Here is a 14,427-nt window from a genome sequence, read left to right as displayed (position 1 = left end):
GGAAATCAACTTTTATTATAACTTTAAACTAACAAACACTCCCTAAGAGAAAGTCCATTTTCTTTTGAAGACATACAATCATTTATGAGTAGAAGTAAATTTCCAAAGTCATTGAGAGATTATGGTTGTTTCTATGATCATTGATATTCAGAGGGTTTCAGTTCCGGAAATAATTTTCAAGTCAAAAGTTACTGGTAATTTCTTACTTATAAGAATTTGTTTTTGGACATTCTTGATGAAATGAGTTTAGCTCAATCGAAAGCAATTGAAAATCCGACACAAAGGATGGTGAATTATACATCAAATCAAACTACTGGCAGATCAACACGTAAAAATAAAGACTTAAAAGCTATTCTTATAAGTTTTAATTTATAAGAATAAAGCATCTATTAAGGTACTTTATTTTAATTCTATTGGATTATTTCGCTTACTTAGATTTTTTTTGACCTGCTCCATGCTTTCAGGGGAAATTGTAAGGCCATTCGATGCAGCTTCATTGATCATATTATCGTTTATATTTTTCATTGTTTTTATATAGTCTTCTTTTGATATTTCTTTATGCTGTTTTAAGTATTTTTCTGTGAAAATTACATTTTCTGGAAGACTTTTCTTTTTTATACTTATTAATTCATATCTATAATTATTGTTAATATCTTCTATTGATACAATCAAACCTGGAAGTCCACCAAACTTGTAAGGACCATCCTGATAAGGCAGGTCTGTTGTAAACCAAGCTGTCCACTTTCTGCCTCCATATTCTGTGGTTGCTTTCTGAACATTGTATTCTCCTATTTTTTGCTTATCAGGAAAAATATTCCATGCAAATTTTGTGTTTTCTTGATAACTAAAATAGTATTTTAAAACGTTGTCATAGAATGAGATATTTGTGTTTTCTTTAATAATTACGGATTTGAATCTTGTATTTGGAGTTTTTAAAAATGTGAAATTAAAATTCTGTGATTTTTCCAATGACTTTAATATGGAATCTCTCTTTAAAAAATTATCGGAAACAAAATAAGATTTTCCCTTATCTATAAATAAAGTAAAATCTTCAACCTTAGTATTAAGAATATCAGTTGAATCTGGTGTATATTCTAGTCTATATCCGAATGAATAATCTTTCTGCTGAGAAAAAAAGACTGAATAAGCAAAAATTAGTAACAGTAAAAATTTATATTTATGTATCATATTTTCGAGTAAACAAAAGCAATATTATATAATATTGCTTTTGTTGTTATTTTTTTTATATAAAATTTTAACCACAGAAAAGATTCTCCCCTTCCCATGCATTGATTAGCATTTGCATTGTAGTGCTACCGCACGCATAGCCTTTAACTCCACAACTATAAGCTACAGGAACACAATTAAACATAGCAGTTGTTTTACTTGCTTCTTTCTTTGATTCTGTTTTTTCTTTTGTTGTTACATTGTTTACTACAGCACTCTTTGCACTTACGATTCCCGTTGTACCTATTGCTGCAATTAAAAATAATTTTTTCATAATTGTTTAATTTTAAAAATTAATATTTTTGATTCTAAACTTAAACAAGTTTACAAAGATATTTTTAATCACCATTACGGGAATCTGTATTTACTAAAACTTTATTATTATAGAGAATATATGCAAGGTGAAAAATTGTTTTAGCTTCATAAAATTCTTTTATTTGCTTCAATCACTTTTCAACTGAACTCAAAATATTTGGTTTAATACCATTTTGTTTTAACCTTTTTGCTATATCTTGCTGTCTTAAAGTATTCTTTAGATAATCAAGATCAATCATTTCGGGAATAAAATTATTATGGGTTCCAATGGGTTTTATTTTTTATTGTTATTGATTTCTTATACAAAGTAAAAACAATATTACGCAGTATTACTGCGTAGTAATTCACTCTTGTCAATTTTAAAATTTTAAGAAAATATTACATTAAACAAATGTTTAAAAAAGTGTAAAAATTAATTAAAGTACAGTTAACAGCATTCTACAATAGATACTGTTGTTTTGCAGAAAAAATAATGATGGAAAACAACAACCAGATCAACAGAAGAAGGTTTCTCAAAAATTCACTATTGGCAGCAGGAGGAATCTTCATTGCTCCTTTAATTGAAAGTTGCAGTGATGATTTTACAGAGAATAGTAACGTCCCGAATGATCTTAAAAATGCAGGATTTGAATCTGGTGTAGCAAGTTTTGATCCTACAGCAACGGGTGTGATTATCTGGACAAGGTATTCTGTAGGTACAGATGCTGAAATTATCTGGGAAATAAGCAGAAATAGTAACTTTTCTGAGGTGGTAAGAAAGGGACAGGCTAATGCCTCATCAGTCAATGATTTTACGATAGCAGTGGATGTACAAAACATTCCATCCAATACAAAATATTACTATAGATTTTATAATTATAAAACCAAGGAAAGCAGTGTAATAGGAGAGACACTTACATTGCCCTCCAAAACAGATTCTGTAAACGAGGTGAAAATGGCTGTGGTATCATGTTCCAACTTTCCTGCAGGACTTTTCAATGTTTATGGGGCCATTGCTCAATCTGAAGCAGACGTAGTGGTGCACCTTGGTGACTATATTTATGAATATGCTCCTGGACAGTACGGAACAAACCCTTACACCAATCAACTTGGCAGAGCCCATAAACCGGCAAAGGAAATCCTTAACCTTAGTGATTACCGAGAAAGATACAGGCAGTACCGAAGTGATAAAAATCTTCAGCTTCTTCATCAGAAAAAGCCTTTCATTTGTGTATGGGACGATCATGAATTTGCCAATGATACCTATAAATCCGGTGCAGAAAACCATCAGCCGAATGAAGGAGATTTCCAGACAAGAAAAATGGCTGCATTTCAGGCATACAGTGAATATATCCCCTTGAAAACAGGGAAGGATTTAAGGATTTACAGAAGTTTCACTTTCGGAAATATTGTATCTCTTTACATGATGGATACCAGAGTGATTGCAAGAGATAAGCAAATGGAATATTCAGATTATCTGGATAGTGCAGGCAACTTTAATCAGGTACAGTTTAAAGCAGATTTTTTAAGTACAAACAGAAAACTGATTGGAAGTGAGCAGATGACTTGGCTGGGATCTCAGATCAATTCCGATACTGCAAAATGGAAAGTATTGGGACAACAAATTCTAATGACGAAAATGATGGTTCCGGCAGAACTTCTGATGTTACTAAACCAAATCCTTGCAGAAATAAAGCAGCATGGAAGTGCACAGCCCGCAACGATGCAGGCTCTTCAAACTACAATTACCCAATTGATTGTTCTTAAAACAAGATATAAGCAGCAGGATCCAACACTTACTCCGCAGGAAATTGCAAGAATTACAACCACCTTACCTTATAATTTAGATGCATGGGATGGATACTTTATGGAAAGAGAACAATTATATTCCATTCTGGCTGGGAAGAAAGTGGTAGTACTGGCTGGGGATACCCATAATGCATGGCTGGGAACACTTACTAATGCTCAGGGTAATTTTATTGGAACCGAATTGGCTTGCAGCTCTGTTTCCTCTCCCGGGCTTGAGGGGTATCTTGGTATCTCTTCTGATCCTACCAAGGCAATAGAATTGGCTCAGGCATTTTCATTGCTTATAGATGACCTGGATTATGCAAACCTTTATAAAAGAGGATATCTGCATGTAAAGTTTACTTCTGGAAGCTCTATGGCAGAATGGAGGTTTGTAGATAATGTAATCTCTGAAACCTATAACGTAACAACCGAAAAAACATATACAATCTCATAGTTTCAAAAAAATATATCTTATTTTCAATTTTGTATAAGAGCTGCAGGTACCCCTGTAGCTCTTTTTATTTTAACAATTTTTTTGTATCTTGAACATATGCAAGAGGATAAACGAAAAGAGTTTTTACCGTTAGTTTCTAAGCCATGGTTCTTCATGACATGGGTGACCCGATTTTTCGCAGCACTTTTATTACTGGTGATGTTTTTGGTGATCTTAGCGTTGCCAGCTGTCATTGGTGGGCAGTTAATATGGTTTATTATAGTAGGTGTGCTATATTATCCTGTTTTAGGATTTTTGCTTTACCGTTTTTTTCTTTATCAAAAAAAAATCAGAAAGAGAATCATCAAAAGAATTGTGGTTGATGACAAAGGGGTTCATTATGAAAGAGCAGATGGAACAATAGATGAGGTTCTTTACAGCAATTTAAAAGAATATTCCTTTTCAGATCAATATGATGTAGGTGTCAGTCCAAGAAACAAGCAGTATATGCTGAAAGTAAATAATGGTGGTCATATAGCAGATGTTGATTTTGATGGAATGGATGCCGGCTACAGTTATTATTTTACCAATCTGAGTGCCTTGCGCAGAAAGTATATTCAGGGAATTGTATACTTCAGACCAGACTTACGCATAAATCCTTTTGTTTTTGATGTATACTATATCGATCCTGTGGATTTTACTTTCGATTGGAAAACCTATTGGATGAGTATTCTAAAAGTAGGAGGAGTATTGATATTTTTAACTTTAGGAAGTGCTTTTTTACTGTATAAATTAGTGAGCTAATCTCTACAATAAACGAAAGAACAATTTTTTGTGTAATAAAACAAGATGGATCTTCTTTCTGTATTTTGAACATCTTTTTAAAGTAAAATACATTCTGATTCGTTCTGAAAATTAAAATCATATCCTTATATTTATTTTTCTATTAAGACTTATTAACCAGATAGAAACAGAGAGCGTTTCTCAAAAAATATATATAATTTGGTTTAGAAATTAATTGAAAAACAAATGGTAGAAAATTTTATTTATTACTTAGGGCTGGTATTGGTGATTATTGGGGCCATTATGCTGGCCAATCGTTTAAAAGTGGCCTATCCCATTATTTTGGTTATTGCTGGTCTGCTCATCAGTTTTATTCCTGGTTTGCCCACTATAAAAATAGATCCTGAGCTTATCTTTATTATTTTCTTACCACCACTTTTGTATGAAGCTGCCTTTGCCGTTTCGTGGAAAGAAATCTGGAAACTGAGGCGGATTATTACAAGCTTTGCTTTTATTGTCGTTTTTCTTACCGCAATATCTGTGGCTTTTATAGCCAATTCATTTATTCCAGGGTTTTCATTGGCTTTAGGTTTTGTGCTGGGGGGAATCGTTTCTCCACCGGATGCCGTGAGTGCCGGAGCCATTTTAAAGTTTGTAAAAGTTCCAAAGAATGCATCTACTGTCTTGGAAGGAGAAAGTTTGTTCAACGATGCTTCTTCGCTGATCATCTTTCGGTTTGCAATGGTTGCCGTAGCTACCGGACAGTTTGTATGGCAGGAAGCAGCTTTAAGTTTTGGCTGGATGGTATTTGGAGGTTTGGGAATAGGGGTGGTATTGGCTTTCATCTTTTTAAAAATTGAAAAAATATTTCCTACCGATGTCAATATGGATGCTATTCTCAGTTTGGTAGCTCCTTATGTAATGTATATTGCTGCAGAAGAGGTACATGCTTCAGGGGTATTGGCCGTTGTAAGTGGCGGGTTGTTTCTTTCCGTAAGAAGACATGAAATTTTCAGAACATCAGAATCCAGATTAAGAGGTTCCAATGTTTGGGAAAGCTTTGTATTTCTGATTAACGGAATCGTCTTTTTATTGATAGGGCTGGATCTTCCTGAAATAATGGTAGGTTTAGATAAAGAAGGAATCAGTTTGTCTGAGGCTATCAGCTACGGTTTATTGGTTACAGCAGTACTGATTGTTGTTCGTTTTTTAGCCTCATTTGGAGCCGTTCTCGTTACATTAATTATGCGGAATTTTATCGATGTAGCAGATAGAGATCCTGGTATGAAAGCCCCTATACTGATGGGCTGGACAGGGATGCGTGGGGTGGTCTCTCTGGCGGCGGCTTTATCCATTCCCGTCATGATGGAAAACGGGCAGCCTTTTCCACACCGTGACCTGATTCTCTTTATAACCTTTGTTGTGATTTTGGTTACCCTTATCATTCAGGGATTAACCTTGCCTGCATTGATTCAAAAACTTAATCTGTCAGATTCCCAAGGAGGGTATATCTCTGAGGAAGAATCAGAAAATTTCCTGCGAAAAGGAATGCGCCGTATAGCAATCAGCCATCTTAATGAAAATTATAAAGAAAGGAGAAATGAAAATGAATATTTCAATAGATTGATGGATCGTTGGGAGCAGGAAGATCGAGATGATTCCATTCACAAAGTTTCTGATGAGATCAAGGAAATCTACTTTGAAACATTGGAACAACAGCGTATCTGGCTTCGTGAAGAAAACAGACGCAATCCGAATATAGACGAAGAATATATAAGACATTATTTAACAAGGCTGGATCTGGAAGAAGAAAGACTCAGAATGTAAAAATACCAGAAATGAATTTAGTAAAACAACTCGGGCAGTTTCCCGATGATAAAAGAAAAGACTATTTCAGTACACTTTCCAATTATGCAAATGGAAAATTTCAGAATATACTCATTACTCCTCCTTTATTAGAGGGAGAAAGTATGACCAAGGCATTGCTTAACAGTCTCTGTAAAGTAGAAAATACTTCACCAAGAACGGCACTTCCATTTGTAGTAACAGACCTGAAAAATATAGCTCCGGAAGAGAATGTACTCATATGGTTCGGGCACAGTTCTTATTTCATTCAGATTGATGGGAAAAGGTTTCTGGTAGATCCTGTTTTCAGTGGAAACGCATCTCCTATGCCTGGATCCATCAAGGCATTTCAGGGAACAGATTACTATAAACCGGAACATATGCCGGAGATAGATTTTCTACTGATCTCTCATGATCATTGGGACCATTTAGACTATAAAACCGTTCAGGCTTTAAAGAATAAGGTTACTACTGTCATTTGTGGTCTGGGAACTGGTCAGCACTTTGAATATTGGGGCTGGGAGCCGGAAAAGATCATTGAAAAAAACTGGTGGGACAGTATAGATATTGCAGATGGTTTTAAGATTACACTGACTCCCGCAAGACACTTTTCCGGAAGACTCCTGAATCGGAATATCTCACTTTGGACTTCCTTTGTTTTAAAAACCCCTACCAAGAATCTCTTTTTAGGGGGAGACAGTGGCTATGGAAATCATTTTACCGAGATAGGAGAGAAATACGGACCTTTCGATTTAGCAGTAATGGAATGCGGACAGTACAATGAGAAGTGGCCCTACATCCACACCTTGCCCGATCAGCTGATCGGGGAAGTACAGGAATTAAAAGCGAAAAACTTTATTCCGGTGCATCATTCAAAATTTAAATTGGCTCAGCATGCATGGTTTGAACCTTTGGAACTGGCCGCCAAAAATGCAGAAGAAAGCCAGCAGCCAATTACTTTACCTGTTATGGGTGAAAAAGTAGATTTGGACCAATTAGGAAAAATAACCTGGAAGAAATGGTGGGAAGACTATAAATAAAAATAAAACCTGCCCATTATGGAGCAGGTTTTCCTTATTATAAAAAAAATAATCACTATTGAGGCTCGTTATGACTCACCTTAGTATGAATGATATCGTAAAATACTGCCGGATTTGTTGCATCAGGAGTAATTCTGTAAGTAAACGTAGTTTCGTTCAGCAGAAGAATATCCACAACACGGGTGAAAGTAACATTACCATTATTATCTAAACCAACAAGGGTTCTTTTCTTTCCATCAGGAGAAATAGACCATGTTCCCTGAGATCTCAACGCATCGTTTAATCCGAAGATTTTAAAAGTACCATTGGCTTTAAAGTAAGAATATCCTACATAACCAGCCACACTGGCATCATTTAAAGCTACGCTATTTCCACTTTTATCCTTAGCTCCGGTAGTTTCCCATGGAGTAGAAGCCAATGTAAGCTGTCCGTTACTTGGTTCCGCATGAGAAGTCTTCGTATGGATGATGTCATAATAAATAGACGGATCAGCTGCATTAGGACGAATTCTGTAAGTGAATTCATTTTTATTTAAAACAAGGATCTCAACATCACGTGTGAAGATGGTAGATCCATCCGGATTCAAGGCTGCAATGGTTCTTGTTTTTCCCTGAGGATCTACAGACCATGTTCCTCTGGATCTTAATACATCCGTTAGGCTGTAAATGGCAAACTTTCCGTCTGCTTTGAAGTAAGCAAAACCTACATAACCAGCTACACTAGCATCAGCTAATGCTACATTATTACCATTTTTATCCTTAGCTCCGGTAGTTTCCCATGGAGTAGAAGACAGAACCTGTGAAGGAGTCTGCTGTTCAATAACAATTTCAGTATCATCATTAGAGCATGATACGAAAGAAGCAGATAAAAGAACTGCTGCAGATAGATAACATAATTTTTTCAGTGTAATCATAAGAGTATTTTTTAAGTCTTTGCAAACTTATCTCTAATAAATATCAATACATTGTACAAAATATCTTTTTTGTTGTAAAATATATAACAGATGGTATGCAATGCAGATAAAATGATATTACCATCCGGTTACCAATAAATTTCTTGCCGCTTTCTCACTGCATTTTTGATATTTTGAATAGGCCAGTGCAGCCTTACTTCTGATCTGTTCCCCAGATTCATTATTGACGTATCCGGCTAATGCATCATGAAGAATATAAGCTTCCGGGGCCATAAGGTGGCTAGTCCATACCAAAGGATTAGCCTTGGTTTTCTGTAACAAAGGAGAAAAGAATTTTTTACTGTAACAGGCAAGAATAATACAGTCCCGGATTTTTCCATCCGTATTTTTAAAAGATTCCGACAACTGGAAATCCATTAACCCATCGTGACCTATATAAGAAACCAGGCTTGAATTTCCATAAATACCAATCCTTGTATTATTAACCCGAAGAACATCTTTCATTTGCCCCGAACTGCTGTAGAAAAAATCCTTTGTGCAGTTTTTGATGTATTGTCCATCATAGGCATCAGCAACCAAATAATAATTCTTTTGGGTGACATGCTGAAAAACAAGTCTTTCCATCCTTATCGAATCCTTTTTTTCAGACTTTAAAAATTTCCAGTCCTTACTTTTTTTGAAATATGTACGAACTCCATAACCTGCTCCCCAATATAAATTTTGATCAGGATCCTGACCATTTCCTATTTTTTCAGGAACAGGGACAATTCCCTGATATTTATTGTCGCACAAAGCTACTAGAACATGAATTGTTTTCGTATCCTTGTTAAAGTTGTCAATATTCTTCAGTTTTCCCTTTGCTGAATTTCCAGATAAGCCAACCTTGTTCGTAGACCTTCCTTTACCCTTATTTTCACAACCTATACAACATAATCCAAAAGAAATTAACAGTAAGAAAATCGAAACTTGATTTTGAATATTCATAATTCTGTGTATTTTCCTTAAAAATACAATAAACGATCAGTACAAGACAATTATTTATCGAAGTTTTGGATGAAAATTGCCCAAAATAGATCCCATTCAAACCGAAAATAAGTAGATTTTCAAAAATTTAAGTGAACTTCTTTAACTTGTATTTTTATAGCTAAAATTAATCTCCACTTCACAACAAAACTCTATTTTTGAGTATGAATAACAGAAACCGCGGGAAAAATACTGGTGACGACAATTTATTCGGTTCAGAAAAACAGATCAGCAAGCTGAAACTGGCAGTTGAGGATATGCAGTATTTGCTAACAAAGGGATATGCAGAAAAAGCTTCCTCCGAGCTTGTAGGAAATAGATATAGATTAAAAACAAGACAGATACAGGTGTTACGGGGAGCCTCAGCTTCAGATATACAAATTCAGAACAGACAGCTTAAGCAATTAAGTGCTTCTGATCTAAAGGATAAAACCATTTATCTTGATGGCTTCAATGTTCTGATTTTATTAGAAAGTTTATTGTCTGAAGCCTACATTTTTGAGGGTGTTGATGGGTGTTTTCGAGACCTTTCCGGAGTTCATGGGACCTATAAAAGAGTGAATCAAACTTTAAAAGCGGTAGAACTTGTTGCCGGATTCTTTCAAAAAAATCAGGTTCAGAAATTGGTTTGGGTTTTTGATCAACCTGTTTCCAACAGTGGAAGAATTAAACAGATTATTCTTGATTTTGCCATGGAAAATAAGCTCAGTTGGGAGGCTGAATTACAATACAATCCAGATAAATTTCTGGCTGAAAGTTCAGAAATAATTATTTCATCAGATGCATGGATATTAGATCATTGCAAAGAATGGTTCAACCTTATTGAGTATTTGATTGAAGAAGAAAAACTGGCTGTTAATCTGATCAAAACACGATAAAAAAGATGAGTTTATTCAGCAAATATATTCCCCTGATTTCAGATTCGTGGAAAGACAAATATCAGGGTATTTTAGAAGAAGAGCATCTGAAAAGCCTGAAAGAAAATATAAGGAAGTATAAAAATGATACTTTAGAATGGAACTTTCCTTATTTTAATGAAGAAATAAAAATAAACAGGGCAGATAGCTTTGATAGGTTGATCAATATCATCAGAAATACAGATTCTGATGAGGTCAAGGCAAAACATCTGGAGACTATTCCGTTTGAAGACTGGCTTATTGTTTTAGGACAAAGGCTTACTTCAGCGAGCATGCGTGATGAAAGCGCAATTCCTCCTCTTCAGGGTGTACTGATTGATGCTTGCAAAGAACCTTTTAACAATGAAATTACCATTGCCCAGCGAGCCTGGGAAAAGCATACCGGAAGAATGGATGATCATTTCTGGGGTGAAGTCAAAGGAAATAATCAACAAAAGCAGGAGAAAGTAATGCAGAAAATTCATTATATTCTTGAAAATAAAACATGGTGGAACGTCTTCTTTCACTATAAACACAGACTTGTTTTTGAAGTAAGGGAAAAGGAAGGACATGGAATCCGCTGGAGCCATGGAGGAAAAAAATTGATTGGTTTTCTGGAAAAATTTATCAATGAATAATTATACTACGCAAAAAGATTGCGTCATTAGCCCATAACTTTGCGTCCATTAAAAATTACTAAGATCAACAGGGCAAGATCACTATAAATTCTTCAGCGTTAATTGAAAATAATTTAACTTACGCTCTATAAAACCCAATCACATCCTATGAAATATATTTTACTTTCCACTTTGGTTCTGTTTTCATGTAAAGGAAAAGAAGATAAGAAAACCATTGAAAAAAAAGATTCCATAACAGTTGTAAAAACCGATGAGGTTGCACCACAAGAAAATTTTGATATTCTTAAAGTTCTGCTGGATGAAGAAGTGGGTAAAGAAAAGCCTGAAGAAATAGACTATAAAAACTATACTGTTTCTTTCAAAAATGATGATGATCCGTATACGGTAACCTATCAGAAAATAGCTTCTGATGATTTTAATAATGATGGGATCATGGATTATATTGTGGAAAGGAACTCAGAGGGAATGTTGGGTGGAAACTCCAATACCAACTCAGAAATTCTATATATCATCACAGGAAAAGACCATAAAATTAGTCAAAGACATGAGATACAGGCTTCCGCGCCCTTTTCATATAATGTTGTGGATGGATTGTCCTATGAAGGCGGAAAGTTGAAAGCCTCAGCAATGCAAAACTACCGCTCCTATAATAAACCCATAGACAGTCTGGAATCTACAGAACTCTCCTTTGTCTACAAGGATGGAAACGTTTACGAAGAATCCTATCTCACCAGCTGTGCCCTGGCAAAATGGAAAAATAAAAAGATCTTCAATTCCGGTACTGAACACCGAAGAAGTATAGACAGACATAATTATACGGAAACAGTTGAGGACAAATACACATCAGACGGCTTTAAAGCTTCAGCAGAGCTTTCGGGATGTGATAATTTGGAGATTATTTTTGAAGGAAACTATAAAATAAAAGATATAAACCCAAAATCTATTGAGGAAAAGAGAAGACAGTTTCTGAACTTTTTGGTTAACAATACAAGTGTTCAGAAAGATCTTTCCGTAATTCAGAACTATTATCTTACGCATCAGTCCTCTGAAGAATCTACTACTGTAGGAAATCTTTCATTCTATATTTTTACTCATAAAAATAAAGGAGAACTCAGCTTTCGACTTGTCATGACCGAAAATAATAATCCAAAACAAGAAGAAAACTGGGACATTGTAACCCGGAAAAAATAATAGTTATAAACAAATTAAAAACAATGAATACATACATTGATATTGGCATTAACCTGACCAATAAACAGTTCTATAATGAACACGAAGAAATTATCAACCGAGCCCTCGATAATGGGGTAGATCATATGATCCTCACAGGAACAAGTGTTCGTGGAAGTAAGGAATCTGCAGAAATCGCAGAAGAATATCCTGATATTTTATTTTCAACAGCAGGAATTCACCCTCATGATGCCAAATCTTTTCATCATGAAAGCATCAACGAGTTAAGAAAACTACTGAAACAAGATCATGTAATTTCTGTTGGAGAATGCGGGCTGGATTTTGATCGAGACTTTTCGCCAAGGCCCATACAGGAAAAATGTTATAAAGCACAGTTAGAATTAGCAATGGAAGTAGATAAGCCTCTTTTTCTTCATGAAAGATCAGCTTTTAAAAGATTTAATGACATTACCGATGAATATCTTTCTAGTCTTCCGAAAGCTGTTGTTCACTGCTTTACCGGAACATTGGATGAAGCAAAAATATACTTGGATAAAGGCTTTTACTTAGGATTTACCGGAGCCATCAGTGATGAGAAAAGATTTAAACATTTGGAAGATGTTATTAAATATGTCCCTCTAGACAGAATGATGATTGAGACAGATGCTCCTTTCATGCTGCCGAAGAACATGCCAAGAATGCAGAACAGGCGGAACGAACCCTCATTTTTACCTTATGTTGCGCAAACCATTGCCCATCTGAAAAAGATAAGTATTTCCGAGGTTGCAGATGAAACCACAGAAGTTGCCAGAAATTTTTTCAAGCTATAAAAAAGAGCTCTACTGATAAAGTAAAGCTCTTTTTTTATAGCAAACTGCTAATATATTATTGAAAAGTGAGAGGTCAATACACAAATTGCTTTTTCTCCCTTTTATTTTCTTATAAACTCTTAATTGCTGATTCTAAAGCCAGTTCCATCATTGGTTTCAAGGCTGTTTCTCTCTCGTCAGCAGAGATTTTCTCATGAGTCGGGATAATGTCAGTTACTGTAAGGATAGTAGCTGCATTTTTACCTAAATGCTGAGCATTGGCAAATAATCCGAAAGCTTCCATTTCTACCGCAGGGCAGTTATATTTTGTAGCAATCTCAGGAGTGTTAGGATCTTTTCTGTAGAAAATATCACTACTGTGGATATTGATTGCCTTAGCATTTAATGATAGCTCATTGGAAGTTTCATTGATAGTATTGAAAATATTTCCCTGGTGAGTAAGAATTTCATCTTCAATTCCCCATGCATACTTAGCATAAGTACTTTCGCTGGCAGCGTTTTCAATATTTAAAATATCAAAAAGCTTAAGGTCAGTATTGTACGCCCCACAAGTTCCGATTCTGATGATTGTATCTACTTCATACTCTGTAAATAACTCAAAAGAATAAATTCCGATACTTGGGAAACCCATTCCACTAGCACCTACAGTGATCTCCTTACCTTTGTAAAGTCCTGTATAATAAAATATTCCTCTGGTTTTGCTTACCAGTTTTGCATTTTCTAAATAATTTTCAGCAATATACTGTGCACGAAGCGGATCCCCCGGCTGCAATACTACTTTGGCAATTTCTCCTTTTTTTGCACTGATGTGAATACTCATAATTTTATTTTGACAGGCACAAATATAATAACTTTTATATTGATCATATCATTGCAGGGATGGAAACAACAGAGCAATTTCAGAGTGCTGGAATGCATAAAATATTATCAATAAATGCTTTAAACATGATTGTATATAAAGTCTGTTGAAAATGTCACATTCTGTAAAGTCAAAACTGAATATAGCCAATACAGAACAAGAATAGAATAACAGGGAGCAGGTATCACTGGATGAGACCTGTTAATTTTGCTGCATTTAATAGTATTAAAATAAAAAAATGAAAATAGAACATATTGCTATTTGGGTGAAAGATCTTGAAGTGTCCAGAGCATTTTATCAGAAGTATTTTGGAGCTACTTCCAATGAAAAGTACCATAATCCTGTTAAAAACTTTGAATCCTATTTTTTCAGCTTTGATAATGGCTGCAGAATAGAAATTATGAACAGACCAGACATTAGAAAAAGCGAAAACTCTTACCAGTTCCAGCAGTTGGGAATCATACATCTGGCATTTTCCGCAGGCAGTAAAGAAAATGTGAACGAGCTTACAGAGACATTGAGGAAAGACGGATATACAGTGGTAGGAGAACCACGGACCACAGGAGACGGCTACTACGAAAGCGTAATCCTAGACCCGGAAAACAATATTATTGAAATTGTCGCCTAAAGCAATATAGAAAGGCCCCTTCAAAACCTTAAAGATTTCTTACTTTAAGGTTTCTTT

At 35.1% G+C, this 14,427-nt stretch carries 14 protein-coding genes; 9 read left to right on the top strand and 5 right to left on the bottom strand.

Annotated elements, in window-relative coordinates; genetic code table 11:
• Positions 1 to 399: 399 nt before the first annotated feature.
• Both SCA31_RS11700 and SCA31_RS11695 read right to left on the bottom strand, forming a co-directional pair.
• Complete coding sequence (locus SCA31_RS11700; RefSeq protein WP_410697173.1) at positions 400 to 1,188, bottom strand: GLPGLI family protein; 789 nt, start codon at positions 1,186 to 1,188, stop codon at positions 400 to 402.
• Between the two features lie 67 nt (positions 1,189 to 1,255).
• Positions 1,256 to 1,501, bottom strand: coding sequence for a hypothetical protein (locus tag SCA31_RS11695; RefSeq protein ID WP_410697172.1), 246 nt, complete (start codon positions 1,499 to 1,501; stop codon positions 1,256 to 1,258).
• 513 nt (positions 1,502 to 2,014) lie between these two features.
• On the opposite strand from SCA31_RS11695, the gene SCA31_RS11690 reads away from it, so the two are divergent.
• The 4 genes from SCA31_RS11690 (at position 2,015) to SCA31_RS11675 (ending at position 7,413) form a co-directional block, all read left to right on the top strand.
• The gene (locus SCA31_RS11690; protein ID WP_410697171.1) at positions 2,015 to 3,766 is read left to right on the top strand and encodes an alkaline phosphatase D family protein; all 1,752 of its coding nucleotides are present in this window, start codon (positions 2,015 to 2,017) and stop codon (positions 3,764 to 3,766) included.
• Positions 3,767 to 3,862: 96 nt separating this feature from the next.
• The gene (locus tag SCA31_RS11685) at positions 3,863 to 4,549 is read left to right on the top strand and encodes a hypothetical protein (protein WP_410697170.1); all 687 of its coding nucleotides are present in this window, start codon (positions 3,863 to 3,865) and stop codon (positions 4,547 to 4,549) included.
• Between the two features lie 225 nt (positions 4,550 to 4,774).
• A complete protein-coding gene (locus tag SCA31_RS11680; RefSeq protein ID WP_410697168.1) occupies positions 4,775 to 6,355 on the top strand; it encodes a Na+/H+ antiporter in 1,581 nt (526 codons plus the stop codon).
• Positions 6,356 to 6,366: 11 nt separating this feature from the next.
• Positions 6,367 to 7,413: an MBL fold metallo-hydrolase gene (locus tag SCA31_RS11675; RefSeq protein ID WP_410697167.1), complete on the top strand. Its 1,047-nt coding sequence runs from the start codon at positions 6,367 to 6,369 to the stop codon at positions 7,411 to 7,413.
• A gap of 55 nt (positions 7,414 to 7,468) precedes the next feature.
• Here the strand turns inward: SCA31_RS11675 and SCA31_RS11670 are convergent, their stop codons facing one another.
• Complete coding sequence (locus SCA31_RS11670) at positions 7,469 to 8,326, bottom strand: DUF4822 domain-containing protein (RefSeq protein WP_410697166.1); 858 nt, start codon at positions 8,324 to 8,326, stop codon at positions 7,469 to 7,471.
• Positions 8,327 to 8,443: 117 nt separating this feature from the next.
• Positions 8,444 to 9,310, bottom strand: a complete 867-nt coding sequence (locus tag SCA31_RS11665; RefSeq protein WP_410697165.1) for a hypothetical protein — start codon at positions 9,308 to 9,310, stop codon at positions 8,444 to 8,446.
• A 203-nt stretch (positions 9,311 to 9,513) separates the two neighbouring features.
• Here SCA31_RS11665 and SCA31_RS11660 point away from each other — a divergent pair, with 203 nt between their 5' ends.
• The 4 genes from SCA31_RS11660 (at position 9,514) to SCA31_RS11645 (ending at position 12,883) form a co-directional block, all read left to right on the top strand.
• The gene (locus SCA31_RS11660; protein WP_410697164.1) at positions 9,514 to 10,227 is read left to right on the top strand and encodes a DUF434 domain-containing protein; all 714 of its coding nucleotides are present in this window, start codon (positions 9,514 to 9,516) and stop codon (positions 10,225 to 10,227) included.
• Positions 10,228 to 10,232: 5 nt separating this feature from the next.
• Positions 10,233 to 10,883 carry a hypothetical protein gene (locus tag SCA31_RS11655; protein WP_410697163.1) on the top strand — a complete coding sequence of 217 codons (651 nt, stop codon included), beginning with the start codon at positions 10,233 to 10,235 and terminating at the stop codon, positions 10,881 to 10,883.
• A gap of 147 nt (positions 10,884 to 11,030) precedes the next feature.
• The gene (locus SCA31_RS11650; protein WP_410697162.1) at positions 11,031 to 12,074 is read left to right on the top strand and encodes a hypothetical protein; all 1,044 of its coding nucleotides are present in this window, start codon (positions 11,031 to 11,033) and stop codon (positions 12,072 to 12,074) included.
• 23 nt (positions 12,075 to 12,097) lie between these two features.
• The gene (locus SCA31_RS11645; protein WP_410697161.1) at positions 12,098 to 12,883 is read left to right on the top strand and encodes a TatD family hydrolase; all 786 of its coding nucleotides are present in this window, start codon (positions 12,098 to 12,100) and stop codon (positions 12,881 to 12,883) included.
• 109 nt (positions 12,884 to 12,992) lie between these two features.
• Here the strand turns inward: SCA31_RS11645 and deoD are convergent, their stop codons facing one another.
• Entirely contained in the window at positions 12,993 to 13,703 is a 711-nt protein-coding gene (gene deoD / locus SCA31_RS11640; RefSeq protein ID WP_410697160.1) for a purine-nucleoside phosphorylase, read from the bottom strand.
• A 277-nt stretch (positions 13,704 to 13,980) separates the two neighbouring features.
• Here deoD and SCA31_RS11635 point away from each other — a divergent pair, with 277 nt between their 5' ends.
• On the top strand, positions 13,981 to 14,370 hold the full coding sequence (locus SCA31_RS11635) for a VOC family protein (protein ID WP_410697159.1): 390 nt from the start codon (positions 13,981 to 13,983) through the stop codon (positions 14,368 to 14,370).
• Positions 14,371 to 14,427: the final 57 nt, after the last annotated feature.

This window comes from Chryseobacterium sp. SIMBA_028, from assembly GCF_046535285.1.
Classification (GTDB): Bacteria; Bacteroidota; Bacteroidia; order Flavobacteriales; family Weeksellaceae; genus Chryseobacterium.
Note: the sequence above shows the minus strand (reverse complement) of the source record. Positions and strands in the feature narration are given on the sequence as shown.

Bases quoted from the DNA above. Each gene is read 5' to 3' on its own strand.
- SCA31_RS11700 (WP_410697173.1), bottom strand. From the start codon at position 1,188: ATGATACATAAATATAAATTTTTACTGTTACTAATTTTTGCTTATTCA.
- SCA31_RS11695 (WP_410697172.1), bottom strand. From the start codon at position 1,501: ATGAAAAAATTATTTTTAATTGCAGCAATAGGTACAACGGGAATCGTA.
- SCA31_RS11690 (WP_410697171.1), top strand. From the start codon at position 2,015: ATGATGGAAAACAACAACCAGATCAACAGAAGAAGGTTTCTCAAAAAT.
- SCA31_RS11685 (WP_410697170.1), top strand. From the start codon at position 3,863: ATGCAAGAGGATAAACGAAAAGAGTTTTTACCGTTAGTTTCTAAGCCA.
- SCA31_RS11680 (WP_410697168.1), top strand. From the start codon at position 4,775: ATGGTAGAAAATTTTATTTATTACTTAGGGCTGGTATTGGTGATTATT.
- SCA31_RS11675 (WP_410697167.1), top strand. From the start codon at position 6,367: ATGAATTTAGTAAAACAACTCGGGCAGTTTCCCGATGATAAAAGAAAA.
- SCA31_RS11670 (WP_410697166.1), bottom strand. From the start codon at position 8,326: ATGATTACACTGAAAAAATTATGTTATCTATCTGCAGCAGTTCTTTTA.
- SCA31_RS11665 (WP_410697165.1), bottom strand. From the start codon at position 9,310: ATGAATATTCAAAATCAAGTTTCGATTTTCTTACTGTTAATTTCTTTT.
- SCA31_RS11660 (WP_410697164.1), top strand. From the start codon at position 9,514: ATGAATAACAGAAACCGCGGGAAAAATACTGGTGACGACAATTTATTC.
- SCA31_RS11655 (WP_410697163.1), top strand. From the start codon at position 10,233: ATGAGTTTATTCAGCAAATATATTCCCCTGATTTCAGATTCGTGGAAA.
- SCA31_RS11650 (WP_410697162.1), top strand. From the start codon at position 11,031: ATGAAATATATTTTACTTTCCACTTTGGTTCTGTTTTCATGTAAAGGA.
- SCA31_RS11645 (WP_410697161.1), top strand. From the start codon at position 12,098: ATGAATACATACATTGATATTGGCATTAACCTGACCAATAAACAGTTC.
- deoD (WP_410697160.1), bottom strand. From the start codon at position 13,703: ATGAGTATTCACATCAGTGCAAAAAAAGGAGAAATTGCCAAAGTAGTA.
- SCA31_RS11635 (WP_410697159.1), top strand. From the start codon at position 13,981: ATGAAAATAGAACATATTGCTATTTGGGTGAAAGATCTTGAAGTGTCC.